The 23,817-nt window shown below is 57.2% G+C and carries 22 protein-coding genes and 4 tRNA genes; 14 read left to right on the top strand and 12 right to left on the bottom strand.

The window, feature by feature from the left end; genetic code table 11:
• The first annotated feature begins 8 nt into the window (after positions 1 to 8).
• From ACYZTY_RS20800 to ACYZTY_RS20780, 5 genes are all read left to right on the top strand, one after another.
• Positions 9 to 1,250, top strand: coding sequence for an aspartate kinase (locus tag ACYZTY_RS20800; RefSeq protein ID WP_008033100.1), 1,242 nt, complete (start codon positions 9 to 11; stop codon positions 1,248 to 1,250).
• 189 nt (positions 1,251 to 1,439) lie between these two features.
• Positions 1,440 to 1,628 carry a carbon storage regulator CsrA gene (gene csrA, locus ACYZTY_RS20795; protein WP_003178872.1) on the top strand — a complete coding sequence of 63 codons (189 nt, stop codon included), beginning with the start codon at positions 1,440 to 1,442 and terminating at the stop codon, positions 1,626 to 1,628.
• Between the two features lie 62 nt (positions 1,629 to 1,690).
• Positions 1,691 to 1,781 (top strand) — tRNA-Ser (locus ACYZTY_RS20790).
• A gap of 107 nt (positions 1,782 to 1,888) precedes the next feature.
• A tRNA-Arg gene (locus ACYZTY_RS20785) sits at positions 1,889 to 1,965 on the top strand.
• Positions 1,966 to 2,036: 71 nt separating this feature from the next.
• Positions 2,037 to 2,113, top strand: a tRNA-Arg gene (locus tag ACYZTY_RS20780).
• A gap of 19 nt (positions 2,114 to 2,132) precedes the next feature.
• Here ACYZTY_RS20780 and ACYZTY_RS20775 read toward each other — a convergent pair.
• Positions 2,133 to 2,651: a cell envelope protein SmpA gene (locus tag ACYZTY_RS20775; protein WP_461955275.1), complete on the bottom strand. Its 519-nt coding sequence runs from the start codon at positions 2,649 to 2,651 to the stop codon at positions 2,133 to 2,135.
• Between the two features lie 319 nt (positions 2,652 to 2,970).
• On the opposite strand from ACYZTY_RS20775, the gene mgtE reads away from it, so the two are divergent.
• Positions 2,971 to 4,413, top strand: coding sequence for a magnesium transporter (gene mgtE, locus ACYZTY_RS20770; protein ID WP_131059681.1), 1,443 nt, complete (start codon positions 2,971 to 2,973; stop codon positions 4,411 to 4,413).
• 204 nt (positions 4,414 to 4,617) lie between these two features.
• Here mgtE and ACYZTY_RS20765 read toward each other — a convergent pair whose 3' ends face one another.
• Positions 4,618 to 4,944 (bottom strand): Arc family DNA-binding protein, encoded by a 327-nt coding sequence (locus ACYZTY_RS20765; RefSeq protein WP_003178899.1) that lies wholly within the window; start codon positions 4,942 to 4,944, stop codon positions 4,618 to 4,620.
• A 385-nt stretch (positions 4,945 to 5,329) separates the two neighbouring features.
• Here ACYZTY_RS20765 and phnN point away from each other — a divergent pair, with 385 nt between their 5' ends.
• The gene (gene phnN, locus ACYZTY_RS20760; protein WP_461955274.1) at positions 5,330 to 5,902 is read left to right on the top strand and encodes a phosphonate metabolism protein/1,5-bisphosphokinase (PRPP-forming) PhnN; all 573 of its coding nucleotides are present in this window, start codon (positions 5,330 to 5,332) and stop codon (positions 5,900 to 5,902) included.
• Here phnN and ACYZTY_RS20755 read toward each other — a convergent pair.
• Together ACYZTY_RS20755 and ACYZTY_RS20750 are read right to left on the bottom strand one after the other, a co-directional pair.
• Positions 5,877 to 6,056 (bottom strand): PA3371 family protein, encoded by a 180-nt coding sequence (locus tag ACYZTY_RS20755; RefSeq protein WP_461955273.1) that lies wholly within the window; start codon positions 6,054 to 6,056, stop codon positions 5,877 to 5,879. The genes phnN and ACYZTY_RS20755 overlap by 26 nt on opposite strands.
• Positions 6,057 to 6,078: 22 nt before the next feature.
• Positions 6,079 to 6,312: a hypothetical protein gene (locus ACYZTY_RS20750; RefSeq protein WP_461955272.1), complete on the bottom strand. Its 234-nt coding sequence runs from the start codon at positions 6,310 to 6,312 to the stop codon at positions 6,079 to 6,081.
• Positions 6,313 to 6,602: 290 nt separating this feature from the next.
• Between ACYZTY_RS20750 and ACYZTY_RS20745 the strand changes: the two genes are divergently transcribed.
• Positions 6,603 to 6,679 (top strand) — tRNA-Arg (locus tag ACYZTY_RS20745).
• Between the two features lie 270 nt (positions 6,680 to 6,949).
• On the opposite strand, the gene ACYZTY_RS20740 is transcribed toward ACYZTY_RS20745, so the two are convergent.
• The 7 genes from ACYZTY_RS20740 to ACYZTY_RS20710 all read right to left on the bottom strand — a co-directional run bounded on the left by ACYZTY_RS20740 (position 6,950) and on the right by ACYZTY_RS20710 (position 15,227).
• Positions 6,950 to 7,300, bottom strand: coding sequence for a copper-binding protein (locus ACYZTY_RS20740; RefSeq protein ID WP_461955271.1), 351 nt, complete (start codon positions 7,298 to 7,300; stop codon positions 6,950 to 6,952).
• Positions 7,297 to 10,455 (bottom strand): efflux RND transporter permease subunit, encoded by a 3,159-nt coding sequence (locus ACYZTY_RS20735; protein WP_461955270.1) that lies wholly within the window; start codon positions 10,453 to 10,455, stop codon positions 7,297 to 7,299. The genes ACYZTY_RS20740 and ACYZTY_RS20735 overlap by 4 nt, the downstream gene beginning before the upstream one ends.
• Positions 10,452 to 11,936, bottom strand: a complete 1,485-nt coding sequence (locus ACYZTY_RS20730) for an efflux RND transporter periplasmic adaptor subunit (protein WP_461955269.1) — start codon at positions 11,934 to 11,936, stop codon at positions 10,452 to 10,454. The genes ACYZTY_RS20735 and ACYZTY_RS20730 overlap by 4 nt, the downstream gene beginning before the upstream one ends.
• Entirely contained in the window at positions 11,933 to 13,189 is a 1,257-nt protein-coding gene (locus ACYZTY_RS20725) for a TolC family protein (protein ID WP_461955268.1), read from the bottom strand. The genes ACYZTY_RS20730 and ACYZTY_RS20725 overlap by 4 nt, the downstream gene beginning before the upstream one ends.
• A gap of 99 nt (positions 13,190 to 13,288) precedes the next feature.
• Entirely contained in the window at positions 13,289 to 13,630 is a 342-nt protein-coding gene (locus tag ACYZTY_RS20720; protein ID WP_461955267.1) for a hypothetical protein, read from the bottom strand.
• Between the two features lie 176 nt (positions 13,631 to 13,806).
• Positions 13,807 to 14,943 (bottom strand): nickel/cobalt efflux protein RcnA, encoded by a 1,137-nt coding sequence (locus tag ACYZTY_RS20715; protein WP_461955266.1) that lies wholly within the window; start codon positions 14,941 to 14,943, stop codon positions 13,807 to 13,809.
• Between the two features lie 8 nt (positions 14,944 to 14,951).
• Positions 14,952 to 15,227 carry a metal/formaldehyde-sensitive transcriptional repressor gene (locus ACYZTY_RS20710; protein ID WP_131062939.1) on the bottom strand — a complete coding sequence of 92 codons (276 nt, stop codon included), beginning with the start codon at positions 15,225 to 15,227 and terminating at the stop codon, positions 14,952 to 14,954.
• 219 nt (positions 15,228 to 15,446) lie between these two features.
• On the opposite strand from ACYZTY_RS20710, the gene ACYZTY_RS20705 reads away from it, so the two are divergent.
• From ACYZTY_RS20705 to ACYZTY_RS20680, 6 genes are all read left to right on the top strand, one after another.
• A complete protein-coding gene (locus tag ACYZTY_RS20705; protein ID WP_461955265.1) occupies positions 15,447 to 17,159 on the top strand; it encodes a copper resistance system multicopper oxidase in 1,713 nt (570 codons plus the stop codon).
• Between the two features lie 10 nt (positions 17,160 to 17,169).
• Positions 17,170 to 18,057, top strand: a complete 888-nt coding sequence (locus tag ACYZTY_RS20700; protein ID WP_461955264.1) for a copper resistance protein B — start codon at positions 17,170 to 17,172, stop codon at positions 18,055 to 18,057.
• Positions 18,058 to 18,113: 56 nt separating this feature from the next.
• The gene (gene copC, locus ACYZTY_RS20695) at positions 18,114 to 18,497 is read left to right on the top strand and encodes a copper homeostasis periplasmic binding protein CopC (RefSeq protein WP_461955263.1); all 384 of its coding nucleotides are present in this window, start codon (positions 18,114 to 18,116) and stop codon (positions 18,495 to 18,497) included.
• A 3-nt stretch (positions 18,498 to 18,500) separates the two neighbouring features.
• A complete protein-coding gene (gene copD, locus ACYZTY_RS20690; RefSeq protein WP_461955262.1) occupies positions 18,501 to 19,436 on the top strand; it encodes a copper homeostasis membrane protein CopD in 936 nt (311 codons plus the stop codon).
• A 235-nt stretch (positions 19,437 to 19,671) separates the two neighbouring features.
• Complete coding sequence (locus ACYZTY_RS20685; RefSeq protein WP_461955261.1) at positions 19,672 to 21,276, top strand: response regulator; 1,605 nt, start codon at positions 19,672 to 19,674, stop codon at positions 21,274 to 21,276.
• Positions 21,273 to 21,965, top strand: a complete 693-nt coding sequence (locus ACYZTY_RS20680; RefSeq protein WP_461955260.1) for a sensor histidine kinase — start codon at positions 21,273 to 21,275, stop codon at positions 21,963 to 21,965. Before ACYZTY_RS20685 ends, ACYZTY_RS20680 begins: the two co-directional genes overlap by 4 nt.
• 436 nt (positions 21,966 to 22,401) lie before the next feature.
• Here the strand turns inward: ACYZTY_RS20680 and ACYZTY_RS20675 are convergent, their stop codons facing one another.
• Positions 22,402 to 23,460, bottom strand: a complete 1,059-nt coding sequence (locus ACYZTY_RS20675) for an IS110 family RNA-guided transposase (RefSeq protein WP_461959234.1) — start codon at positions 23,458 to 23,460, stop codon at positions 22,402 to 22,404.
• Between the last annotated feature and the right edge of the window lie 357 nt (positions 23,461 to 23,817).

Genomic DNA, 23,817 nt, shown 5'->3' with positions numbered 1-23,817 from the left:
GCTTTGAAATGGCTTTGATCGTACAGAAATTTGGAGGCACCTCAGTCGGCACTGTCGAGAGAATCGAGCAGGTCGCCGACAAGGTTAAGAAATTCCGCGATGCCGGCGACGACCTGGTGGTTGTCCTGTCGGCAATGAGCGGCGAAACCAACCGTCTGATCGATCTGGCCAAGCAAATCAGTGGTGACGGCCAACCGGTTCCGCGTGAACTGGATGTGATCGTTTCCACGGGCGAGCAGGTGACGATTGCACTGTTGGCCATGGCGCTGATCAAGCGCGGCGTGCCAGCGGTGTCGTACACCGGCAACCAGGTGCGGATTCTGACGGACAGCGCGCACAATAAAGCGCGTATCTTGCAGATTGATGACCAGAAGATTCGCGGTGATCTGAAGGCAGGTCGTGTGGTGGTTGTCGCCGGTTTCCAGGGCGTCGACGAGCACGGCAACATCACCACCCTCGGTCGTGGCGGTTCCGACACCACCGGCGTGGCACTGGCAGCAGCCTTGAAGGCTGATGAATGCCAGATCTACACCGATGTCGATGGTGTCTACACCACCGACCCGCGTGTGGTGTCCGTGGCTCAGCGCCTGGACAAGATTACCTTTGAAGAGATGCTGGAAATGGCCAGCCTCGGTTCCAAGGTATTGCAGATCCGTGCGGTGGAATTCGCCGGCAAGTACAACGTACCGCTGCGCGTACTGCACAGCTTCAAGGAGGGTCCGGGCACCCTCATTACTATTGATGAAGAGGAAACCATGGAACAGCCGATCATTTCCGGCATCGCTTTCAATCGCGATGAAGCCAAGCTGACCATCCGTGGCGTGCCAGACACCCCGGGCGTTGCATTCAAGATTCTCGGCCCGATCAGTGCCGCGAACATCGAAGTCGACATGATCGTGCAGAACGTTGCGCACGATAACACCACCGACTTCACCTTCACCGTGCACCGCAATGACTTCCAGGCCGCACAAACCGTGCTGGAAAACACCGCTCGCGAGATCGGTGCCCGTGAAGTGGTGGGTGACATCAAGATCGCCAAGGTCTCGATCGTCGGCGTCGGCATGCGTTCCCACGCAGGCGTGGCCAGCCGCATGTTCGAATCCCTGGCGAAAGAAAGCATCAACATCCAGATGATCTCGACGTCGGAGATCAAAGTCTCCGTTGTGATCGAAGAGAAGTATCTGGAGCTGGCTGTGCGCGCTCTGCACACGGCTTTCGAACTGGACGCACCGGCCCGAACAGGCGAGTGATGCGTTTGCCAAAGGGCGCGGTCTGACCGCGCCCTTTGTCTTTTTTGAATAGCGCGACCCAGGAACTGTTCTTTTGCTCGCGCTGGTCAATACTCAGGCATGTAGGGCTGCGATCGTTCCGGTTGTAGGTCGAATTGCCTTTTTTTTGCAGACTGTTGTCCCTGAAATGAAATGCGTGAGGAGAAAGGTATGCTGATTCTGACTCGTCGGTGCGCAGAAAGCCTGATTATTGGTGATGGCGAAATCACCGTGACCGTGCTCGGCGTCAAAGGAAATCAAGTGCGTATTGGCGTTAACGCACCTAAAGAGGTTGCGGTTCACCGTGAGGAAATCTACTTGCGGATCAAGAAAGAGAAGGACGACGAACCAAGCCATTAATTTTTATCGTTTTTTATGTTTGCAAACGGGGAAGAAGCTGGTTAATATACGCCCCGTGTTGCGGAGAGCTGGCCGAGTGGCCGAAGGCGCTCCCCTGCTAAGGGAGTACACCTCAAAAGGGTGTCGGGGGTTCGAATCCCCCGTTCTCCGCCATTATTTGCGTAGTACGTTGTAATCTGGCTTTTTCGGTAAGTGTTTGAAATTACTAGAAAAAGTGCTTTACATAGAGATTAGACGGCCTATAATGCGCGGCAACAAATGCACTCGTAGCTCAGCTGGATAGAGTACTCGGCTACGAACCGAGCGGTCACAGGTTCGAATCCTGTCGAGTGCACCATTTAAGAGTTGTTTGCAGCAATGCGAATGACTTGGCTTCAACCAGTTGTGATCTGGTATAAAAACACAAATGCACTCGTAGCTCAGCTGGATAGAGTACTCGGCTACGAACCGAGCGGTCACAGGTTCGAATCCTGTCGAGTGCACCAAACAACAAAAAGCCCGCGTTTAACGCGGGCTTTTTGCCGTCCGGGATTTGGCTTTTCCCTTCGTGCATCCTTTCTCATCGAACTCGACGTGTGCGCTACGACCTCGCTTGATGTCGTAGCGGTAGCTCGTTGCTGAATTCCTGATACTGATCTTGTCCGGCTTGCCCAGAGCGCTCTCGACGTCCTGTTGTGTCATGCCGGCGACTATCCGTTGATTGATGATTGCTTCGCGACGCTCCTTGGCAGTCATCAGGTTTCCACACTTGTCCTCGGACTGGCCGACAACGGTTGGCTCCTTCCTTTTGATTTTCGTTGCGGGTGCTTCCCGGGCGTCAGCCTCCGGCATGAGCGCTACCGGGTTGCCAGGCATGAAGGCGCGCACATCCTGCAGAGAGAGGCTCTCACCGTCCGTGCAGCTCAAGGTCGTGAAGGTGAGGCGGCCGTCGGGTGCTTCGCAGCGGTGAATGGTGGCTGCATGCAACCGGGGCGAGAGGCAGATCAGGGCAAGCAGTAAAAAATAAACAGTAATCGATGGCATCAAACGTCCTCCATGACGGTCCATGTCAGGGTAGCCGCTACATTTTTCGACGAGGGTGTGTTTTCTTTTCAGAATGAGTCGTCGCAGTTGGAGAAATCAGGACTGCACTCAGCTTTGTCTTGCAACCGCTTGTTTCAGCCACGATTTTTTAACGTTTAAAACCGGCGGGCGGTGTATCATTGCGCCCGTCAGCCCCGCCGGGGCTTGTGGAATACCTCCATGGACTTACCCAGTAGTTACTCAGTATCCCGTTTTTCCAATCATGAATTGACTGATTGATCCTTCCGGCGTGCCCCGCTGCTGGGAGTGGAGTTCGCCTATGTCCGAAGTTGAAGTAAAGAAAACGCAGGAAAGCTTGCAGGACCGCCTCGCTCAAGTCGTTGAGCTGCTGCAACGCCAGCGGGTGGTCGAAGACCTGACTCATCGCCAGGAAGGTCCGCATCACGAACGGGTCGAGAACCTGGTTCACCGGCAAAACCTCGTCGAGCTGCAACGCAAGCTTGATGATCTGCACTCTGCCGACGTTGCCTACATCCTTGAAGCCTTGCCGCTCGACGATCGTCTGACGCTATGGCAATTGGTCAAGGCTGATCGCGACGGCGACATCCTCCTCGAAGTATCCGACTCGGTTCGTGAAACCCTGATCGCCGACATGGACGATCACGAGCTCCTGGCTGCGGCCAAGGACATGGACGCCGACGAACTTGCTGACCTGGCTTCCGAGCTGCCGCGAGACGTCGTCCACGAGCTGATGGAAACCCTCGATGGTCAACAGCGTGAGCGCGTCCGCTCCGCGTTGTCCTATGACGAGGAGCAGGTCGGTGCATTGATGGACTTCGAGATGGTGACCATCCGCGAGGATGTCAGTCTCGAAGTCGTTCTGCGTTACCTGCGTCGTCTCAAGGAGCTGCCGGGCCACACCGACAAGCTGTTTGTGGTCGACTACGACGGCGTGCTCAAGGGCGTGCTGCCAATCAAGCGATTGCTGGTAAACGACCCGGAAAAACAGGTTTCGGAAGTCATGGCCAGCGACCCGGTGAGTTTTCACCCGGACGAGGACGCCTACGACGCCGCTCAGGCCTTCGAACGTTACGACTTGATCTCGGCGCCTGTGGTCGACAAGAACGGCAAGCTGATCGGCCGTCTGACCATCGATGAAATGGTCGACCTGATCCGTGAAGAGAGCGAGAACGAAGTTCTCAACATGGCGGGTCTGCGCGAAGAAGAAGACATTTTCGCCTCTGTCTGGAAATCCCTGCGTAACCGTTGGGCCTGGCTGGCGGTCAACCTGATCACCGCATTCATCGCATCTCGCGTGATCGGCCTGTTCGAAGGCTCCATCGAAAAACTGGTGGCCCTGGCGGCATTGATGCCGATCGTGGCCGGTATTGGTGGCAACTCCGGCAACCAGACAATCACCATGATCGTTCGAGCCATGGCGCTGGACCAGGTAAGCACCGGCAATACGTCACGACTGATGCGCAAAGAACTGGCCGTCGGTTTGATCAATGGCCTGGTCTGGGGCGGCGTGATTGGCGTCGTGGCCTATCTGCTTTATGGCAGCTGGTCACTGGGCGTGGTGATGACCGCCGCCATGACGCTTAACCTGTTGCTTGCGGCGTTGATGGGCGTTTTGATTCCGATGACCCTGGCGCGGCTTGGGCGCGACCCTGCGATGGGTGCCAGTGTGATGATCACCGCCATGACCGACAGTGGCGGGTTCTTCATCTTCCTCGGGCTGGCGACGATATTCCTGCTCTGATTTCCAATTGAAACCCGCTAATCGAATGGTAAAAACGACACTGTAGGAGCCAGGCTTGCCGGCGAAGGCGATCTCAAGTACGCCTTCGCCGGCAAGTCTGGCTCCTACAAGAGCAACTAACCCGCCAAATCGGCGGGTTTTTTATTGGCAAATTTCAGGCAAAAAAAAGCCAGCGATTATGCTGGCTTGAGCTTTCGGGTTGAATCAGGAAGCGTCTGCGGCCATTTCGGCGTCATGGGCAATCAGCGAAACAAGTGCATTTTGCTGACGGTGGGAGAGTTGGCGGAAGCGTTGCAGCAGTTCACGTTCGTGCAATGACAGCTCCGGGCTGTCCAGGCGCATGCTCAATTCTTCGCCCAGTGCACCTTCCTGAATAAGACTCTGCTCAAGGCGCGCAATGATTTCGGAGTTCATGCTGCGATGATGATTGCGAGCCACCTCGGCAATGCGTTCACGCATTCCGTCTGGCAGACGTACGACGAACTTGTCAGCCGTACGGCTGGAATAAATTGCCTGTTTCAATGGGCGCATATATTTAACCGGTTAGTTCAGGGGAGCGGTTCTCGGGATTGGCCGCAGGATGTCTGATAGGACAAGCTCTCTGGCCAAATGTTCAACCTGAATTGATAGAGGCTCGCATCATGCCTCAAAGCAGCCAGATCATTGGCGTCAATTCTGTGACAAATATTGAGCTAGGTAAAGGCGTTATGCCAGCACCATTATCAGAAATGCGGACTGGTTTGAAAACTTTGCCCCAAGTCCGTATCGCTGACCGCAGCCTCTGCCCCTCAGGTAATGCCCAAAGACGCCTGAAGGTGCATGCTATGCGGATTCGATCCTTGGTCCTTACCTTATACAGGATAGTGGCAAATGGCCGATTTACTAGTGGCAGACCCGCAGTGGGGGATGATTCAGGATGGATGGCAGGTTGATTTACTTGATGGGGCCTTCCGGATCCGGCAAAGACAGCCTCATCGAAGCGGCTCGACAACCGTTATGTGCGATGAACGGAGAAGTGGTGCGCCGTGTCATCACCCGCTCTGCCGAATCCGTGGGCGAAGACGCCATCGGAGTCTCCCGCGAGGAATTCGCGCAACGCCTAGGCAAGGGTGATTTCGCGCTGTCGTGGCACGCCAATGGCTTGGATTACGGAATTCCAGTCCAGATCGACCATTGGCTGAAGGACGGCCGTCATGTATTGGTCAACGGCTCTCGGGGCCACCTTGCGCAGGCGCTACAACGCTATCCCACGCTGCTGCCGGTGCTGTTGACGGTCAAGGATGAAGTGTTGCGCGAACGTCTGCTGCGACGTGGACGTGAGAGCGTTGAGGAAATTGAAGCGAGATTGCGCCGTAACGGGCTATTTACGGCTGAGGATTCACTCGGTGACACGCACATCCATCAACTCGACAACTCTGGCGAGCTAAATGCCACGGTTGAGCATCTTCTGAATTTGTTGAAGCTCAGCGTAAAACCGGATCGAACTTGATTTTGCGCCCGACAATCAGCGCCAGCACGAACAACGCGCCGAAAACGCCGCAGGCAATCAGGGGCAGGGTGGCGACCGCATCCGGGACCCATGACAAATGAACAATGCCGCTCAGTAAGGCAAGGATCAAAAATCCTGCGGCTGATTTGGACATGCTGTGCTCCTGATAGGGTGATTCAAAATACCAAGCGTTCCGAAGACTGCGACACCAGCGAGTAATTTTCCTGGCTCACGTCCTGGCCAACAAAGCCGCGCTGGTCGTTCATGACGGCCAATTGCGGGGCTTTTTGCAGCTGCAGGTAATGGGGCATTCGTTGCGCCACCTGGACAGCGTCGTTCTCGGGGGCAAAATGAGAACCCAGCAGAACGGTAAGGGCGATCGCATTCGAGAGTAAAAGGACGCTGTTCATGAGGCTGGCCTCGGTTGTTCGTGAGAACAGCTAAAGCAGCCCGCGTGCCAAGAGTCTAACGGCTATTAAATCCTTTAAAAACAAAGAATTAACTTATTATTCAAAGAGGCTGTCATTGCAAATTGCAATGCTGGCATTTTGAGAGGATGCAATTTGCACGGTAAATTAAGCTACGGGGGCTAAGGGCGTCTGCCTACACTTAAAAAGCCCTACGGACGACATGACAAAAGCAGGCCTGCCCGTTAACATGCACGCCGTCCATCGCACTGCATTCCTTGCGGGCGATTTGTGTCTCAGTAGCTCAATTGGATAGAGCATCCCCCTCCTAAGGGGAAGGTTGGCAGTTCGAACCTGCCCTGGGACACCATTTAAATCAATGAGTTAGCGATTTTCTAGTTTGGTTCTTTGCTCATGCTTTCCATTTAGCCCCACTTTAGTCCCCACTTCTTTACGTGCTCAGCTTTACATTTGAGGTTGAGCCTCTTTCGTTCTCCCAAACTTGAGCCTTGCTCTTTCTCACGGTCATCTGCACCTTCCCCGCGAGCAACATCACTGACGTATCGATTTTTCCGACAAGCAGATGTATTGGAAATGACCGGTACGACAAAACGTGACGGTCATTTTCGCCGCTGCTGTTTTACTTTTTGAGGGTCACAATTGTGGCTTTGCCGCCCTCTAGCCGAAACGAAAATGTCACGCGATCTCCCGTCGTCAGCCCTGTTAGCTGTTCTTCCGTTGCAGAAAAACCCATGGTCATCGGTGGCCATTGAACAACTGGAACAGCGCCGTGAGAGATAGTCACCGTATGCTTCGTAGAATCGATAGCCTTGATCGTTCCGTCGGCGGTAGCGACTGGAGCCTGCTTTGTTTCCTGCTTCATCTGCATGCCCTCCATTTCGTCCATTTTCATGCCAGGCATATCCTCTGCGTGCGCCGAAAGAGATAACGTGAATAGGGTGCTTGCAACTGCAATCAGGGTCAGTTTCATACGACTTTTCCTTGAGGGTTGGCGGGTTCAGATGAGAGGTGCCGGCGACGCATCAGGCGATAGGCTGCCGGAATGACAAACAGGGAAAGCAAGGGTGCCGTGATCATGCCGCCGACCATCGGCGCGGCGATGCGGCTCATCACTTCGCTACCAGTACCGCTGCCCAACAAAATGGGTAGAAGGCCGGCAATGATCACGGCCACGGTCATGGCTTTGGGTCGAACACGCTGCACGGCGCCTTCTCGAATGGCCTCAACGAGCCCGCGCTCAGTGTTGTCGCCGAGGTCTTCACGTTCGGCCCAGGCGTTCTTCAGGTAGAGCAGCATAATCACGCCAAATTCGGCAGACACTCCGGCCAGTGCGATAAAACCGACCCCGGTGGCGACTGACAGGTTGAATCCCAACAGATAGAGGAACCATGCTCCGCCAGTCAGTGCGAATGGCAGAGTGGCCATGATCAGCAGGGCCTCATCGAAGCGAGCAAAAGTCAGGTAGAGCAACACGAAGATGATCAACAGCGTGGCAGGCACCACTAGTTTAAGTCGTGCGTTGGCCCTTTCGAGAAACTCGAACTGCCCTGAATAACTCAGGCTCATGCCGGGCTGCAACTTGACCTGTGCATTGACGACCCGGCGTAGATCGGCGACTACCGAGGCAATGTCCCGGCCACGCACGTCGATATACACCCAGCCTGAAGGTCTTGCGTTCTCGCTCTTGAGCATCGGTGGACCGTCCGTGACCTTGACCTTCGCCACGGTGCCGAGGGTGATCTGGCTCCCCAGAGGGGTATAGATCGGCAATTGCTCCAGGGCGCCGAGTGAGTCACGCCATTCCCGTGGGTAACGTACGTTGATCGGGAAGCGTGCGAGCCCTTCAATGGTCTCGCCGACGTTTTCACCGCCGATAGCGCCGGCCACAATGGATTGCACATCGGCGATGTTCAGTCCGTAGCGGGCGGCGGCTTTGCGGTCGATATCCACATCGATATAGCGGCCACCGGTCAGTCGCTCGGCCAGAGCCGAACTGACACCGGGCACGCCCTTGGCCACTCGCTCGACGGCCTGAGTCGCGGCATCGATCTCCGATAGGTTGGTGCCGGCAACTTTCACTCCGATAGGACTCTTGATCCCCGTGGCAAGCATGTCGATACGGTTGCGAATCGGTGGTATCCAGATGTTCGTCAGCCCAGGAACTCGCACCACTCGATCCAGTTCTTCCACCAACTTTTCCTGGGTCATGCCTGGACGCCACTGCTCATGTGGTTTGAACTGAATCGTGGTTTCGAACATTTCCAAGGGTGCCGGGTCGGTGGCGGTTTCAGCACGCCCCGCTTTACCGAAGACATGTTCGACCTCTGGAACGGTCTTGATCAGGCGGTCAGTCTGTTGCAGCAGTTGCGCGGCTTTCTGCGCCGATAATCCCGGCAGAGCAGAAGGCATATAGAGCAGGTCACCCTCGTCCAGCGGGGGGAGAAACTCGCCACCCAGTTGAGACATTGGCCATAGCGCACTGACAAAAACCAATAGCGCCACCAGCAGCGTGATCTTTGGTCGACGCAAGACTGCGTCCAGGGCTGGCTGATAAATCCGAATCAACCACCGGTTCAACGGGTTCTGTTGTTCACTGGGGATGCGCCCTCGAATCCAGTAGCCCATCAGCACCGGCACCAAGGTCACTGACAATCCCGCCGCAGCGGCCATGGCGTAGGTCTTGGTGAAGGCCAAAGGACCGAACAGCCGTCCCTCCTGAGCTTCCAGCGTGAACACCGGAATGAACGACAGGGTGATGATCAACAAACAGAAGAACAGCGCCGGGCCAACCTCTGCAGCTGCTTCGGTCATTACGTGCCAATGACGCTCACCTTTCAGTTCTTCCCCCGGATTGGCCGCGTGCCAAGCCTCAATCTTCTTGTGGGCGTTCTCGATCATCACTACGGCCGCATCGACCATGGCGCCGATGGCGATGGCTATCCCGCCCAAGGACATGATGTTGGCGTTGATGCCCTGGTAGCGCATGACGATGAAGGCAATCAGCACCCCCACCGGCAGCGAAATGATCGCCACCAGGGATGAGCGCAGGTGCCAGAGAAAGATCCCGCAGACCAGCGCGACAACGATGAACTCTTCGATGAGCTTGTGGCTGAGGTTTTCCACGGCGCGGTCGATCAGCTTACTGCGGTCGTAGGTGGTGACGATTTCCACACCAGCCGGCAGACTGCTTTTCAGTTCGTCGAGCTTGGTCTTGACCGCTGCAATGGTCTCGCGAGCATTCTTGCCGCTGCGCAAAATCACCACGCCGCCGACGGTCTCGCCTTCGCCGTCGAGTTCAGTAATGCCACGCCGCATTTCCGGTCCCAACTGAATCGTGGCGACATCGCCAAGGGTTACCGGTACACCGCCCGAACCCAGCTTGAGCGGGATCGCCCGAAAGTCATTGAGCGTCTTCAGGTAGCCGGAAGCACGCACGATGAACTCGGTCTCAGCCATCTCCAGCACGGCACCACCGGTTTCCTGGTTGGCCTTGCCGATAGCTTCAGTCACCTCAGCCTGAGTGATACCGAGGCTGGCCAATTTGAGCGGATCGAGCTGCACCTGGTACTGCTTGACCATGCCGCCCACGGTGGCCACTTCCGCAACGTTGGGCAGGGTCTTTAGTTCGAACTTGAGGAACCAGTCCTGAAGTGCGCGAAGCTGCGCCAGGTCGTGTCCGCCACTGCGATCCACCAGTGCGTACTGATAGATCCAACCCACCCCCGTCGCATCCGGTCCCAACGCCGGCTTGGCGCTGGCCGGCAACCGACTTTGTATTTGGCTCAGATACTCCAACACCCGCGAGCGGGCCCAATACAAGTCTGTGCCGTCTTCGAACAGCACGTAAACGAAGCTGTCACCGAAGAAGGAATAACCACGCACAGTCTTGGCGCCCGGCACTGAGAGCATGGTGGTGGCCAACGGATAGGTCACCTGGTTCTCAACAATCTGCGGCGCTTGTCCCGCATAAGGAGTACGGATGATCACCTGAACATCGGAGAGATCCGGCAGCGCATCGATGGGCGTGCTCCGCACCGACCAAATGCCCCAAGCTGTGACAAACAGCGTCGCCAGTAGCACCAGGAATCGGTTGGCCACTGACCAACGAATCAGGGCAGCGATCATGGCTGGCTCCCCGATTTATCCAGACGCTCAACACGCAAACCATCATCGGTCTGGCTCACCGCAATCCGAACCTTATCACCCGTTTTGAGGCCCTGCATCAGCGCCGGACCAGCGAGTGGGAACGTCATCGTCATACCCGGCATGCCCAGCGTCTTGAAGGGACCATGGGCAAGTGTGACTTCTTTATCGTTGATCTCAACGATCTGCCCATCTGCTTCATGAAAGCTGGAGGCTGCTACACGGGGTGGTGACTCTTCCTCTGAGCGGGCAACAATGCCCTTTAGACTGGCCTCCGAATCGAGCAGGAACTGGCCAGAGGTAACCACCTTCTGTCCTTCTTCCAGACCTTTCAATATCGCCGTCTTGCCATCGCTTTCCTGCCCGAGTTGCACTTCCACGGGACTGTAGCGACCCGCGTCTTCGGCGAGCATCACCAAGGCACGTCGGCCAGTGCGAATGACGGCCTCGCTCGGCACCCACAACACACTTTGCCCGGTCGAGCGGTTCAGGCGGACCTGCGCCGTCAAACCCGGCCTGAGGCGCCCGTCCGGATTGGGTAGTTCCACCCGCACACGAAGGGTGCGGCTGTCTGGATTGGTCTCGGGCAAAATCGCGCTGACCTTGCCATTAAGCATTGTCCCTGGGAAGGCCGGCAGACGCGCTTCGACCGCCTGTCCCACGGTGATCGATCCGGCATCCGATTCTGGAACAGCCACGGCTAACCAGACACTACTCAAGCCATTGACACGTGCCAGGGTGTCGCCGGTCGCCACGGTCATACCCGCGCGTACGTTCAGCTCTTGCAGCACACCGGCAATGGGACTGGTCAGAGTCAGGTACGGCTGAACCTTACCGCCACGCTCCACCTGAGTAATCAGTGCTGCCGGCATCCCTGTGAGCCGCAGACGCTGGCGCGCCGCAGCCAACAGGTCAGCATCACCGTTGCGTTTCAGGGCAAGAAACTCTATCTGGGCGGCGGCCCACTCCGGCACCAGGATATCCGCCAACGCCGCATTGGCTTTGAGCACATCACCGGGAGCATGGTCATAGACCCGCTCCACAAAGCCAGTGGTGCGGGCCTGAATCACCGCTACATCACGTTCGTTGAACGTCAAGGCACCGGTCACGTCGAGGCTGGAATCAAAGATCCCACGGGTAACTGTCGCAAAACGCAGCCCGAGGTTTTGGGTGAGACTTGGATCGATACTGACGGCCGCCCGGTTCCCTGCGCTGCTGGCGTACTGAGGGACCAGTTGCATGTCCATGAAGGGGGACTTACCCGGCTTGTCGAACTTTTGTTGCGGGTACATAGGGTCGTACCAATACAGAGCCTTGCGGTCGTCCGGTGAATTGAGGCTCTGCTTCGGGGCGGTATTGGGTTCTTTGCTCATGCGCTGGTGAGCGAACCAGTAACCACCAGCAACACCCAATGCCAGCGAGATGCCTACCAGCAATGACCCGGTCCATTTTTTACCGATCATTGGCTGAACTCCCCATAAGCAAAATACAGACGCGCACGGGTCAGTGCTCGCTGCTCTTCGACGTCGATCTGTTTGAGGCGGACTTCGATGAGTTCACGTCGAGCGGCAACAACGGCATTTAAATCGCCTTTGCCAGACCGATAACTGGCCATGCTGAGTTCGACCTTTTCCTTGGCCAGCGGCAACAGACTTTCCTGGTTGCGACGCACGGCGCGATTCAGGCGCTCATAGTCAGCCAATTCGTTTTCCAGTTGCTGGGTATGCTCACGTGACAGCGCTTCGCGCTCGGCCTCAAGCTGACTGAGTTCAGCCTGTTTGGCTGCAATTTTGGGGTTTTGGCGGGAGTCAGGAAACAGCGGCAGGTCCCAGGAAAATTGCACGCTGACCATATCGCCAAACTCCCGGCCTCGGCGCTGGTAATCCAGTTCCCAGCTCCAGTCCGACTGTTTCTCCGACACGGCTTCATGAACCTTGGCTTGCGCCTCTCGGGTCATCGGCGCAAACGCTGCCAACTCAGGGTGGTGTTGCAGTTTATGGAAGTAGCTTGAGGCATCGACGGGCCATTCTGGCAAGCTACCCACAGGCTTGTTGTTGGCGGCGGAGCCAATCCAGCGTTTAAGGGCTGCTCGGGCCTGCGCTCTCTGGAGAATCAGATCGTCCTGTTGCTCCGCCAGTTGAGCCGCTTCCTGCTTGGGTGTCACCGCATCGGCGGGTTGAGCGCGGCCACCGGAAATCTGGGCCCGGACGATATCGCTCAGCAGGCGGTTTTCTTTGTAGAAGTCCTGGAACAGCGCATCTTTGCGCTCAATCGAGTAGCTACTGATCCAAGCTAACGCCGTGGACTGGCGTACCTTCAGACGTTCGACTTGACGCTCCGCAGCGGCGCGATCAACGGCCGCATCGGCGACCTCAATCCGCGCTTTGCGCTTGTCGCTGTTGGGCATCTCCTGCCTGACCCCGACCATTTGCATGGTCATGAAATCCTGGTCAATGCTCCAGCGATCCGGACCGCCAATGGGGTAGTTCTGCACACCCAGCAGCAGCTTGGGGTCGGGTAGCTCACCGGCTGGAATAGCCGCGCTGCTGGCAGCCTGAATTTTGGCATCTTGTGCGGTTAGCGACGGCGCATTGTTTTCGGCTATCCGCAGCGCTTCATTGAGTGTCAATGCGGCAGCGAGGCTCGGCAATGCCAGTACGCTTGCCACCAGACCGGCCACGAGGGACCGACCTGTGCAATAGCACTTGGAGTTCATGTTTATGATTCCTGTGATCATCCACTGCACGCGTCAAAAGACATGCGCGCAGCTAGTCCATCCCGCTAATGCGGAATGAGGCTCAATGTGGGACAGGAATCAAACGCGAGGCGGGCGCCATACCCCGGACGGGGTCTGAACAGGTAGGGAATCGCTGAGGAAGGAAAGCACGACGGGGCTGAATACGGTTACAGGAGGCTTGAAGATCGAGACTTGCAGCATGCCGCCAGTCTTGCATTCCTGGCCCGGCTTACAAGGTTTGCCGTGCTCGGAAGGGCTTTTCATGTCGGTGCAGCAGTCCATCCCCATGTCGTCCATCATCGCCATGCCCATCGTCTTCATTGGGCAAGGTTCTGTCGGTGCCTGAACGCCCGCCATCCCGCTGAGGGGAAGCGCCAGGCTGATCATGAAGATGAGGCAAAACCGCAGATAGCGTTTCATGGGCTGGAGTGTAGTCGCTGAAAATGGCTCTTACAATTGGACGCAGGGCATAAAACGGCCTGCAGAGAGGCCTAACTCAGGCGATAAAACCGAACCTGAATTAAGCCAGCATTACCGGCACAAAACAGAAGCTTCTTACGTACTGATTTCAGATCTGCAAATGGTTCAAAACTGGCCTATGCAGCACTCAAACCAATCCAGCCGTGAACCCCAACGTAGAGTCCGACACCAATGATCAGCACGCTGGACAGATAAGGTGCGCGACGCGCAACTGCGCCAAGCCAAGGCCAACGATTGGACGCTTGTTTAGCGCCAATGGCCGCCGCCGCACCGACGGACACCAATGTAAGCGCCAAACCAAGGCTGAAACACAGGACCAGCACGCCTCCCAAGGCGACTTCCTTGACCTGAAGGCAGAGCAGCAGAACGGTGATAGCCGCAGGGCAAGGAATCAGCCCCCCGGTCAAACCGAACATGATGATCTGGCCAGTGGTGACCTCACGATTGGTGAAGCGCTTGCGGATATCGTTGGCATGGGCACGCTCATGTGCATCCTGATACCCATCTATCGACAGTTCCAGGCCTTCCAGCTCGGAATGCTCGTGACTGTGTCCGTGCTCCTGATAATCCAGATCGTAATCATGGGAATGGCCCGCATGCCCAAGACTCAAGCGAGCACTAAACTCATGAGGCTCAGGAATATCGGCGGTCGATTCGAGGAAACCTTCGCGCTCGACGAACGAGAACGCTTGAATGCTGCCATCTGAGCGGGTAGTCGTCAGTCGAACCTCTGCCGCTGACCAGGCATGCCCACTCAACGCCTTCATGCGCCAGTGTGGGGGCATTCCCTTCTCGAAGATCGACAGTTCGATCCGCCCGTGGCCCGTATCAATGCGCTGAGTCTCATCGTGATGCCCATGGTCATGGTCGCCGTGGTGGTGATCACCTTGCTCGAACTTGAACATTTGTTCGCCGTGCCAGGTACGCCACAACATCCACACCGCAATCAGAATGATCAGCGCGGAGGACGCGAGCTGGAAGTACGGTTCAGTAGTTTGAGCATCCAGTCCTTTGCCTAGATACATGCCACCGATGGCAACCAACCACACCACTGCCGTGTGCGAGAGCGTTGCGGCCAAGCCCAGCAGCACCGCTTGTTTCACCGATCCACGAATGGCGACGATGAATGCGGCCATCATGGTTTTTGAATGGCCAGGCTCAAGCCCGTGCAACGCACCTAGCAGTATCGCGCTCGGGAAGTAGAGCCACGCGTGGGTGGCACCCTGTTGAAGCAGTTCTGCAAAATTTGGCATGACAGGGTCTACTTCGAGTAACGACGGATAGCTTCAAGCAACTCTTCGACACCTTTAGCGCGCTCTTCATCGCTCAATTCAGGATTCGCAACGTGAGCGTGCGCATGTGCTTCTATAATTTCATCCATCAGACCGTTCATCGCCCCGCGTGTGGCCGCGACAAGATGCAGCGTTTTGGCACAGTCCGCGTCCGACTCCAGCGCTCGCTCTATAGCCTGAACCTGACCGGCGATACGTCGAACACGCTTCAACAGATCGTCTTTTTGCCCATGAACATGCGCCATACCATACCCACCTACCCTATATTGATGCGCATGATCACTCAGAAACCAGGGATGCGCAATTCCGCATTGGAGTGGGTCACGGCCAGCGCCGCGGGTGAAGCTGACAAAACGGTAATCTTCCGCTCAGCCTTCTGAAAGCTTGCACCCATTACCCTCTTTATCAAACTTGGCAGTATCTCCTGCTTGCTCTGTCATTCAACTGACTGGGAATAAAGCGCCATGCAACCTGAAACATCAAGACGAACCTTTGTGAAGGGACTCGCCGCCGCCGGGATTCTCGGCGGCCTCGGGCTATGGCGCACACCTGTCTGGGCGATCACCAGTCCCGGCGAGGCGAATGTCCTGGCCGGTACTGATTTCGACCTGATCATTGGTGAAACCCCGGTCAACATCACCGGCAACCCGCGCACCGCGATGACCGTCAACGGGGGCATTCCCGGCCCACTGCTGCGCTGGCGCGAAGGCGACACGGTTACGCTGCGGGTGAGGAACAAACTCAACGCCGACACCTCCATTCACTGGCACGGCATTCTGCTGCCGGCCAACATGGACGGCGTACCGGGGCTGAGTTTTCACGGAATCGAACCGGGTGGGATGTATGTCTATCAATTCAAGGTCCGGCAGAACGGCACTTACTGGTATCACAGTCATTCGGGGCTTCAGGAACAGTCCGGCGTTTACGGCCCGTTGGTGATCGATGCGAAGGAGCCGGAGCCGTTCCAGTACGACCGAGATTACGTGGTGATGCTGACCGACTGGACCGACGAAGACGCGGTCGACCTGATGAAGACGTTGAAAAAACAGTCGGATTATTACAACTACAACAAGCGCACCGTGGGCGACTTCATCCACGATGTCAGTGAAAAAGGCTGGGGCTCCACGCTCGCAGATCGGAAGATGTGGGCTGAAATGAAGATGAATCCCACGGACCTGGCCGACGTCAGCGGCGCGACTTACACCCACTTGATGAACGGTCAGTCGCCCGACATGAACTGGACGGGGGTATTCCGGCCTGGCGAGAAACTGCGCCTGCGCTTTATCAACGGCTCCGCCATGACCTACTTCGACGTGCGCATTCCCGGTCTGAAAATGACGGTGGTCGCCGCAGACGGTCTGCACGTCAAACCGGTGAGCGTCGACGAGTTTCGCATCGCGGTGGCGGAGACATTCGATGTGATCGTCGAGCCGACCCAGGACGCCTACACCTTGTTCGCCCAATCGATGGATCGCACTGGCTATGCCCGTGGCACGCTGGCGGTGAAAACGGGTGTGTCCGCACCGATACCACCACTGGACCCGAGGCCGCTGGTGACCATGGATGACATGGGTATGGGCGGTATGGATCACGGCGGTATGGGCGGCGACATGGCGGGCATGGATCACAGCGGTATGGCTGGAATGGGCGAAATGCAGTCCCACCCCGCGACGGAAAGCAACAATCCGCTGGTGGACATGCAAGCCATGACCACCTCACCCAAGCTTGGTGACCCTGGCCTCGGCCTGCGTGACAACGGTCGTCGCGTCCTGACCTATTCTGACCTGCGCAGCACCTTCGAAGACCCGGACGGCCGCGAACCCGGCCGCACCATAGAACTGCACCTCACTGGCCACATGGAAAAGTTCGCCTGGTCATTCAACGGCGTGAAGTTCTCCGATGCCGAACCCCTGCGCCTCAAGTATGGCGAGCGGGTTCGGGTGGTGCTGGTCAACGACACGATGATGACTCACCCGATCCATCTGCACGGCATGTGGAGCGATCTCGAAGACGAAAACGGCCAGTTCATGGTACGCAAACACACCATCGACATGCCGCCAGGCTCACGGCGCAGTTATCGGGTGACCGCCGACGCGCTCGGCCGCTGGGCCTATCACTGCCACCTCCTGTACCACATGGAAATGGGCATGTTCCGTGAAGTTCGCGTGGAAGAATGAGGCGCTACCCATGATCAGGATCACTCCGATTTCTTTGGCGCTCGTGACCGCGAGCCTGACACTTTCCTCGGCAATGGCCGCCACGGGCGACATGCAAAACATGGATCATAGCCAGATGCAGGGCATGGACCACAGCCAGATGCAAAACATGGACGATGGCCAGATGCAGCCTGCCGCGCCTACCGAAAGCCGCACGCCGATCCCGGCATTGACCGATGCCGATCGCGCCGCCGTGTTTGTCAGTCCGGATGGGCATAACGTGCACGACTCCGCGCTCAACACGTACTTTCTCGCAGACAAACTTGAATGGCAGGACGCCGATGACGGCAGTACCCTGGCCTGGGATCTCTCAGGCTGGATCGGTGGCGATATCGACCGCCTGTGGCTGCGCTCCGAAGGCGAACGTACCAACGGCAAGACTGAAGATGCGCAAGTCCAGGCACTGTGGGGCCACGCCATCTCCCCGTGGTGGGACGTGGTAACCGGCGTTCGGCAGGATTTCAAACCCGGCGACCCGCAAACCTGGGCGGCGTTCGGCGTGCAAGGCATGGCGCTGTACAACTTCGAAGCCGAGGCCACGGCGTTTATCGGTGAAGGTGGCCAAACCGCCGCTCGACTGGAAGGCGACTACGACATCCTGCTGACCAACCGACTCATTTTGCAGCCAACCGCCGAACTTAATTTTTACAGCAAAAACGACCCGCAACGAGGCATCGGTTCTGGCTTGTCTAACACTGAAGCGGGCCTGCGCCTGCGTTATGAAATCCGCCGAGAGTTTGCGCCTTACATCGGCGTGACCTGGAACCGCACCTACGGCAACACCGCCGATTATGCTATGGACGACGGCGAGGATCGCAGTGAAGCACGTCTCGTCCTTGGTGTTCGGCTGTGGTTCTAGAACGCGTCAACTTAACAATCAAAAAAAATACCGCTTGAAGCGGTGAGAGGCCTTGTATGCGACTGATCAAAACCACCGCTGTTGCCATCGCACTTTCTAGCGCACTGCTTATGAGTACGTTCGCTCAGGCGCACCCGAAACTGCTCTCATCCACCCCGGAGGAGGGCGCGGATGGCGCGGCCCCCGGCAAGATCGAACTGCACTTTTCCGAAAACCTCATGACCCAGTTCTCTGGCGCGAAACTGGTCATGACCGAAATGCCCGGTATGGCCCACTCCCCGATGCCCATGAAGGCCAAAGTCTCTGGCGGCAGCGACCCGAAAACCATGGTTATCACGCCGCTCTCTCCATTGCCCGCGGGTAGCTATAAAGTCGAATGGCGCGCGGTGTCATCGGACACTCATCCGATCACCGGCAACGTTTCGTTCAAAGTGAAGTAACTGATGAGCGATTGGGCCAGCATTGGCCTGCGCTTCGGCTTGTACCTGGATTTGATGCTGCTCTTTGGCGTGGCGCTTTTCGGGTTGTACAGCCTGAAGGGACGAGAGCGAGCGTCGGGTGCCGTGTTGCCGTTTCGGTCTATGTTGGCGGGGACGGTGGCGCTGGGTGTGCTGGTGTCTGTCGCCAGCATGGTAATGATGGCGAGTGCTATGAGTGGGGAGTCGAACTTCGCTGAGCTGCGTCCGCATATTGAAATGATGGTATTTGAGACGGACGTAGGGTTGGCCTGGATCGTGCGAATCATCGCGTTAGTTGTTGGCGGCTTAGCGGTGATACTCAACCAGCGTGCGCCTGGCGTTAGCTTGTTTGTCGCAGCTATTGCCGGCGGAATCGCCCTGGCCAGTCTCGCCTGGAGCGGTCACGGGGCGATGGATGAAGGCAGTCGTCGTTATTGGCATTTTGCGATGGACATATTGCACCTGCTGGCGGCAGGCGCCTGGCTGGGTGCATTAGTCGCTTTTGCCAGGATGGCAATGCTCGACACGCTGCAAACCGAAGAGAGCATCAGATTGCTGGCCCGGGCCGTCACCCGATTCGAATCGGTGGGTGCTTTGATCGTAGTCGTCATCACGGTCACAGGAGTCGTGAACTACCTGTTCATCGTGGGCCCAAAACTCGATGCCGTGCTTCTAACCACCTACGGGACTTTGTTGATCATCAAAGTGGTGTTGTTTGCCGGGATGCTGGTGCTGGCCGCACTGAACCGATTTCACCTTGGCCCGCTTTTGGAGCGGTCGGTGCGGGAGGGGGAATATCGAGTGGCGGCTAATGCGTTAAGGCGTAGCGTGTTGGTCGAGTTATCGACAGCAGTTTTGATTGTGGGGTTAGTGGCTTGGTTGGGAACGCTAATGCCTGATATAGAGATAACATCCAAATAGCGTTGCCAAAATTCGTTCATCATCGCTATTGCGAGCGAGCAGGAGCTTGACTTCCTGCTTGGCCATGGGTGCGTCGGGCTCCTCCATGAAACCAAAGTTCAGGACAGTCCCGTTTCTGATAACACCTTCAAATATTTAGAGACACTTGAAAGGCGGGATTTCTCAAGGGAACGGCACTCCTGGCCGATAACCCGAACGGTCATGGTCTTCTTCTCAAATTGCCTGGAAATCTTCGATGCTGTCGTATCACCAAAAGAGTTTTCTGATCGTCGATGATTTCTCGGATTTCCGCAGTTCCGTCAGGTCCATGCTGCGTGAATTGGGGGTCAAGGACGTCGACACCGCGGATACCGGTGAGCAGGCGCTGCGTATGTGTTCGCAGAAGGCCTACGATTTCATCCTGCAGGATTTCCACCTCGGCGACGGCAAGAAAAACGGTCAGCAAGTCCTCGAAGACTTGATGATCGAGAAGCTGATCAGCCATGAAAGTGTGTTCGTCATGGTCACTGCCGAAACCAGCCAGGCCATGGTGCTCAGCGCGCTGGAACACGAGCCCGACGCTTACCTGACCAAGCCGTTCAACCGATCCGGCCTGGCCCAGCGCCTGGAGCGTCTGGAGCAACGCAAGAACCTGCTCAAGCCGATCCTGCAAGCGCTTGATCGCGGCAAACCGCTCGAAGTGCTCAATGCCTGCATCGAGCTGTGCAAGAAGGACATCCGTTATTCGCCGCTGTGCCTGCGCTATCGCGCGGACGCCTTGCGCGACCTGAATCAGAACGAAGCGCTGGAACGCCTCTACGACAGCATCATTGCCGATCGTCCCTTGCCGTGGGCGTTTGCCGGGCTGGGCAAGTTGTTGTTCAAGCGCGGTCAGGTCAGCCAGGCCAAAGGCATTTACGAAAAAGCCCTGAAAGTGTTTCCGATGATGCCGGCGCTGTATGACGGCATGGCCGACGTGCTGGTGGTCGAAGGGGATACCAAGGGCGCGCAGAAAGTTTTGGAAGAAGCCATTCGCCTGTCGCCGCTGGCGGTGCGCCGGCAGGCGTTGCTGGGCAAACTGGCGATGGCCAACGAAGATTTCGACACGGCCTCCAAGGCCTATCGCCAAGCCGTTTCCCAAGGCGCTCAATCGCGCTTCAAGGATGCCGAAAGCAACCTGGGCCTGGCCCACGCGTTGATCAGCAAAGGCAGCGAAAAAGGTCTGGATACCCGCACCCGGCTGGAGATCAACACGACGCTCAGTCTGGTGGCCAAGGAAAACCCCAGCGATCCCGGCCTGCAGATTCGTGCGCGACTGATGAAAGCCACCAGCCTGCTGCTCAACGACGCAGAAACCGCCGACAAGCTCACCGAGCAGGCGATGATGCGCCTCGAGGGCATGGAGCAGTTTATGAGCGCCGAAGCGGCGCTGCTGGTGGCCAAGCAGCTGCAAATGCTCGGGCAGGCGAGCGCCGGCGCGTCGATGCTGAAAAACTGTGCGGAAATCTACGGTGACGATCCGGTGGTGATGCAAGGCATCGCCAAACTGACCGATGACCCGACGATCCTCAGTCAGAGCAACGCGGCGTCCGAACTCAACCGCCAAGGCGTGCAGGTATACAAGACCGGCAACCTGGCGCAAGCCCGGGCGGTGTTTCGCAAGGCCCTGCATATGCAACCGAAGAACATCAGTATCGCGCTGAACATGGCGCAGTCGCTGCTGCACGGCGCGGACACCAGCGTGCCGTCGGCCGAACTTGATGAATGCCGGGCCTGCCTGAAACTGGTCGGCATGATGCCCGACACCGACGCGCGGTATCCGCGCTACCAGAAACTGAAAATCAAGGCGTTCAGCGGATGAGCCAAGACAACTCTGCACTGGATTTTTCCACGGTAATTGCCTCCACCGTGCACGACATGAAGAACTCGTTGGCCATGCTGATGCAGGCCCACAGCCATTGGCTGGCGCGTTTGCCGGATCCCGAGCAGCACAGCCCGGAGCAGGGCGTCATCGAGTATGAGTTCGCTCACCTCAACGGCATGCTCGTGCAGTTGCTGGGGCTGTACAAACTGGGCGTCAATCAGATGCCGTTGCAGCCGGCCTACCATGATCTGGATGACTTCCTCGAAGCGCAGTTGGCCTGTCATCAAGAGGTGTTCGCCAGTCGTGGCATTGTCGCGACCTATGAAGTCGACCCGTTGAGCCCCTTGGGTTTCTTCGACCGGGAGCTGGTTGCCTCGGTGCTGGCCAACACCATCACCAACGCCATTCGTTACGCCCGCCAGTCGCTGTTGATCAGCGTCAGCGATGAGGACGGCCAACTGGTGCTGACCATCAACGACGATGGCGACGGTTATCCAGCCCAGATGATCGAGCTTCAGTCGGACTATGTGCAGGGCATCAACTACAGCAGTAGCAGCACCGGCCTGGGCCTGTACTTCGCCGGACGGATCGCCGCGCTGCACCAGCGTAATGGCGTGGGCGGGCGCACCAAAATCAGCAATGGCGGCCCGTTGGGTGGTGGTCTATTCAGCCTCTATCTCCCCTGATAAACACACCCCTACGTGGGTAATGCCGGTCAGTTAAGCCGCAACGTGATTAGGTAGCAGCTGGCGAAGCCTGCGTCCGGCTGCGCAGCAGTCGTAAAACCTGAGTGTGCGGTTTTCCTGAAACACCGCATCGACTGATCTTACGACTGCTGCGCAGCCGGACGCAGGCTTCGCCAGCTGCTATGTATGGACTCGCCCCCACTGTCTACCCGCTTTTGAAAAACCGCCGCCCCGTTGCATCTATGTATTAGGCCTATTCGAGGAAGCCGTCTTCGGCTTCTGGCCAAAATTGGAAGAGCTCGTGGTATGCCGATTACAGTCAGGCCTCGAAGGCCAGTAGCAGCTAAGGCATCAATCCACGCCGGTCTTACCTGGGGTCAATTTTTTTTCAGCAAAGGGCCGGACAGTTAGTACCTCGGTGGCAGAACTCTGTCGCTCAGTGGCTCATCGTCGCTTGCTGGCCATCACCAGCCTGGCGACGATAAGTCTGGTCATTCTGTAGAAGCACCCAGACGATTCGCAGGTTGCGGTTGGCTAGCCTGATCGCAGCCTCCTTACGGCCCAGCCGGCTCATCCAGCGCAACAAGCGGCGGTCATCGGGTTGCTGGGAATCAGGTCGTAGTTGTTGCAGCACTGCATGGGCTCCTTGGATCATCAGGCTGCGTAAATAAACATCACCTCGCTTGGTCATGTCCCCCAGCCGGATCGTCTGCCCGCTGCTGTGCTGGTCAGGCACCATGCCAAAGTACGCGGCAAACTTGCGGGCGTTGGGAAATCGCTCAGGCTTGGTTTCCTTGGCCACCAGTGCCGTGGCAGTAACTGGGCCGATGCCGCGCACAGTCATCAGTCGCTTCGCCGTCATGTCGGCGTTGGCAGCCACTTCCAGGCGCCCCGTCAGCACGCTGATGCGCTCGCTCAAATGGCGCCACTCGGCCAACAGTTCGTCGATCAGTTCACGCAGCAGGCCCGGCACCGGCTGGGTGGCATCTTCCAGGACCCGCGGAATTTTCTGGCTGATCGCAACGTCACCTTGCGCCAAGGCCACGCCATGCTCGAGCAGCAGGCCGCGCATCTGATTGCTCACCGCCGTGCGTCGACGCACATAGCCTTGGCGGGCGCGATGCAACGCCTGCATTGCCAGCGCCGCAACGCTTTTGACCGGCACTGCGTAGATCTTTTCATCGCGACCAGCCCGCAGAATCGCCAGCGCATCGTTGCGATCATTTTTAGGCCCGCTACGATGTGTGGCCACCAAACGGGCTGGAAGAATCCGCGCCAGATTGCCTTGGTCTTGCAGCTGCCGGGCCCAGGCTTGAGCACCCGGACCGGTCTCCATCAGAACCACGACATGAGGCGGCAACTGGCGTAGAAACTCATAAAACGCCTCGCGCGACTTGATCCGTTGCTCGTAGTGCACCTGGCCGAGGACGTCTTCACCGGCGACCTGAAAGACCTGCTTGGCCAGATCGATCGCCACGGTTGTGCAGGCCGACAAATCGGAAGAAGACAGGGATTGATCAATCGAAGTATGCTTTTTCATGGACTCGCCCTCGCTGTCGTTGGCTGTTTAGACTGCCATCGTGGCGCATTGACGCCTCGGCTTGGGCGAGTCCATCCAATTACAAAAATTGCGTTGCCGCGGAAATTGCTTGAACGACCCGCATAACCCTACGCAGGTCCGTGATTTCTTTGTGTGCGCTGCTTGATATTCCGAACAGGCGGAGCCTATTTTGTACGGGTCGCCGTTCGCGGCTCGCACAATTACAAAGGATTGCGTCATGACAACCGATGGCCAGCGCTCACTCGCACAGCGATTGACGGGCATTGATGAGATTGAATGTGTCACGCCGGA

This window comes from Pseudomonas sp. LB1P83 (assembly GCF_054897885.1).
Note: the sequence above shows the minus strand (reverse complement) of the source record. Positions and strands in the feature narration are given on the sequence as shown.

Coding starts and splice junctions, on each gene's coding strand:
- ACYZTY_RS20800 (WP_008033100.1), top strand. CDS start 9: ATGGCTTTGATCGTACAGAAATTTGGAGGCACCTCAGTCGGCACTGTC.
- csrA (WP_003178872.1), top strand. CDS start 1,440: ATGCTGATTCTGACTCGTCGGTGCGCAGAAAGCCTGATTATTGGTGAT.
- ACYZTY_RS20775 (WP_461955275.1), bottom strand. CDS start 2,651: ATGCCATCGATTACTGTTTATTTTTTACTGCTTGCCCTGATCTGCCTC.
- mgtE (WP_131059681.1), top strand. CDS start 2,971: ATGTCCGAAGTTGAAGTAAAGAAAACGCAGGAAAGCTTGCAGGACCGC.
- ACYZTY_RS20765 (WP_003178899.1), bottom strand. CDS start 4,944: ATGCGCCCATTGAAACAGGCAATTTATTCCAGCCGTACGGCTGACAAG.
- phnN (WP_461955274.1), top strand. CDS start 5,330: ATGGATGGCAGGTTGATTTACTTGATGGGGCCTTCCGGATCCGGCAAA.
- ACYZTY_RS20755 (WP_461955273.1), bottom strand. CDS start 6,056: ATGTCCAAATCAGCCGCAGGATTTTTGATCCTTGCCTTACTGAGCGGC.
- ACYZTY_RS20750 (WP_461955272.1), bottom strand. CDS start 6,312: ATGAACAGCGTCCTTTTACTCTCGAATGCGATCGCCCTTACCGTTCTG.
- ACYZTY_RS20740 (WP_461955271.1), bottom strand. CDS start 7,300: ATGAAACTGACCCTGATTGCAGTTGCAAGCACCCTATTCACGTTATCT.
- ACYZTY_RS20735 (WP_461955270.1), bottom strand. CDS start 10,455: ATGATCGCTGCCCTGATTCGTTGGTCAGTGGCCAACCGATTCCTGGTG.
- ACYZTY_RS20730 (WP_461955269.1), bottom strand. CDS start 11,936: ATGATCGGTAAAAAATGGACCGGGTCATTGCTGGTAGGCATCTCGCTG.
- ACYZTY_RS20725 (WP_461955268.1), bottom strand. CDS start 13,189: ATGAACTCCAAGTGCTATTGCACAGGTCGGTCCCTCGTGGCCGGTCTG.
- ACYZTY_RS20720 (WP_461955267.1), bottom strand. CDS start 13,630: ATGAAACGCTATCTGCGGTTTTGCCTCATCTTCATGATCAGCCTGGCG.
- ACYZTY_RS20715 (WP_461955266.1), bottom strand. CDS start 14,943: ATGCCAAATTTTGCAGAACTGCTTCAACAGGGTGCCACCCACGCGTGG.
- ACYZTY_RS20710 (WP_131062939.1), bottom strand. CDS start 15,227: ATGGCGCATGTTCATGGGCAAAAAGACGATCTGTTGAAGCGTGTTCGA.
- ACYZTY_RS20705 (WP_461955265.1), top strand. CDS start 15,447: ATGCAACCTGAAACATCAAGACGAACCTTTGTGAAGGGACTCGCCGCC.
- ACYZTY_RS20700 (WP_461955264.1), top strand. CDS start 17,170: ATGATCAGGATCACTCCGATTTCTTTGGCGCTCGTGACCGCGAGCCTG.
- copC (WP_461955263.1), top strand. CDS start 18,114: ATGCGACTGATCAAAACCACCGCTGTTGCCATCGCACTTTCTAGCGCA.
- copD (WP_461955262.1), top strand. CDS start 18,501: ATGAGCGATTGGGCCAGCATTGGCCTGCGCTTCGGCTTGTACCTGGAT.
- ACYZTY_RS20685 (WP_461955261.1), top strand. CDS start 19,672: ATGCTGTCGTATCACCAAAAGAGTTTTCTGATCGTCGATGATTTCTCG.
- ACYZTY_RS20680 (WP_461955260.1), top strand. CDS start 21,273: ATGAGCCAAGACAACTCTGCACTGGATTTTTCCACGGTAATTGCCTCC.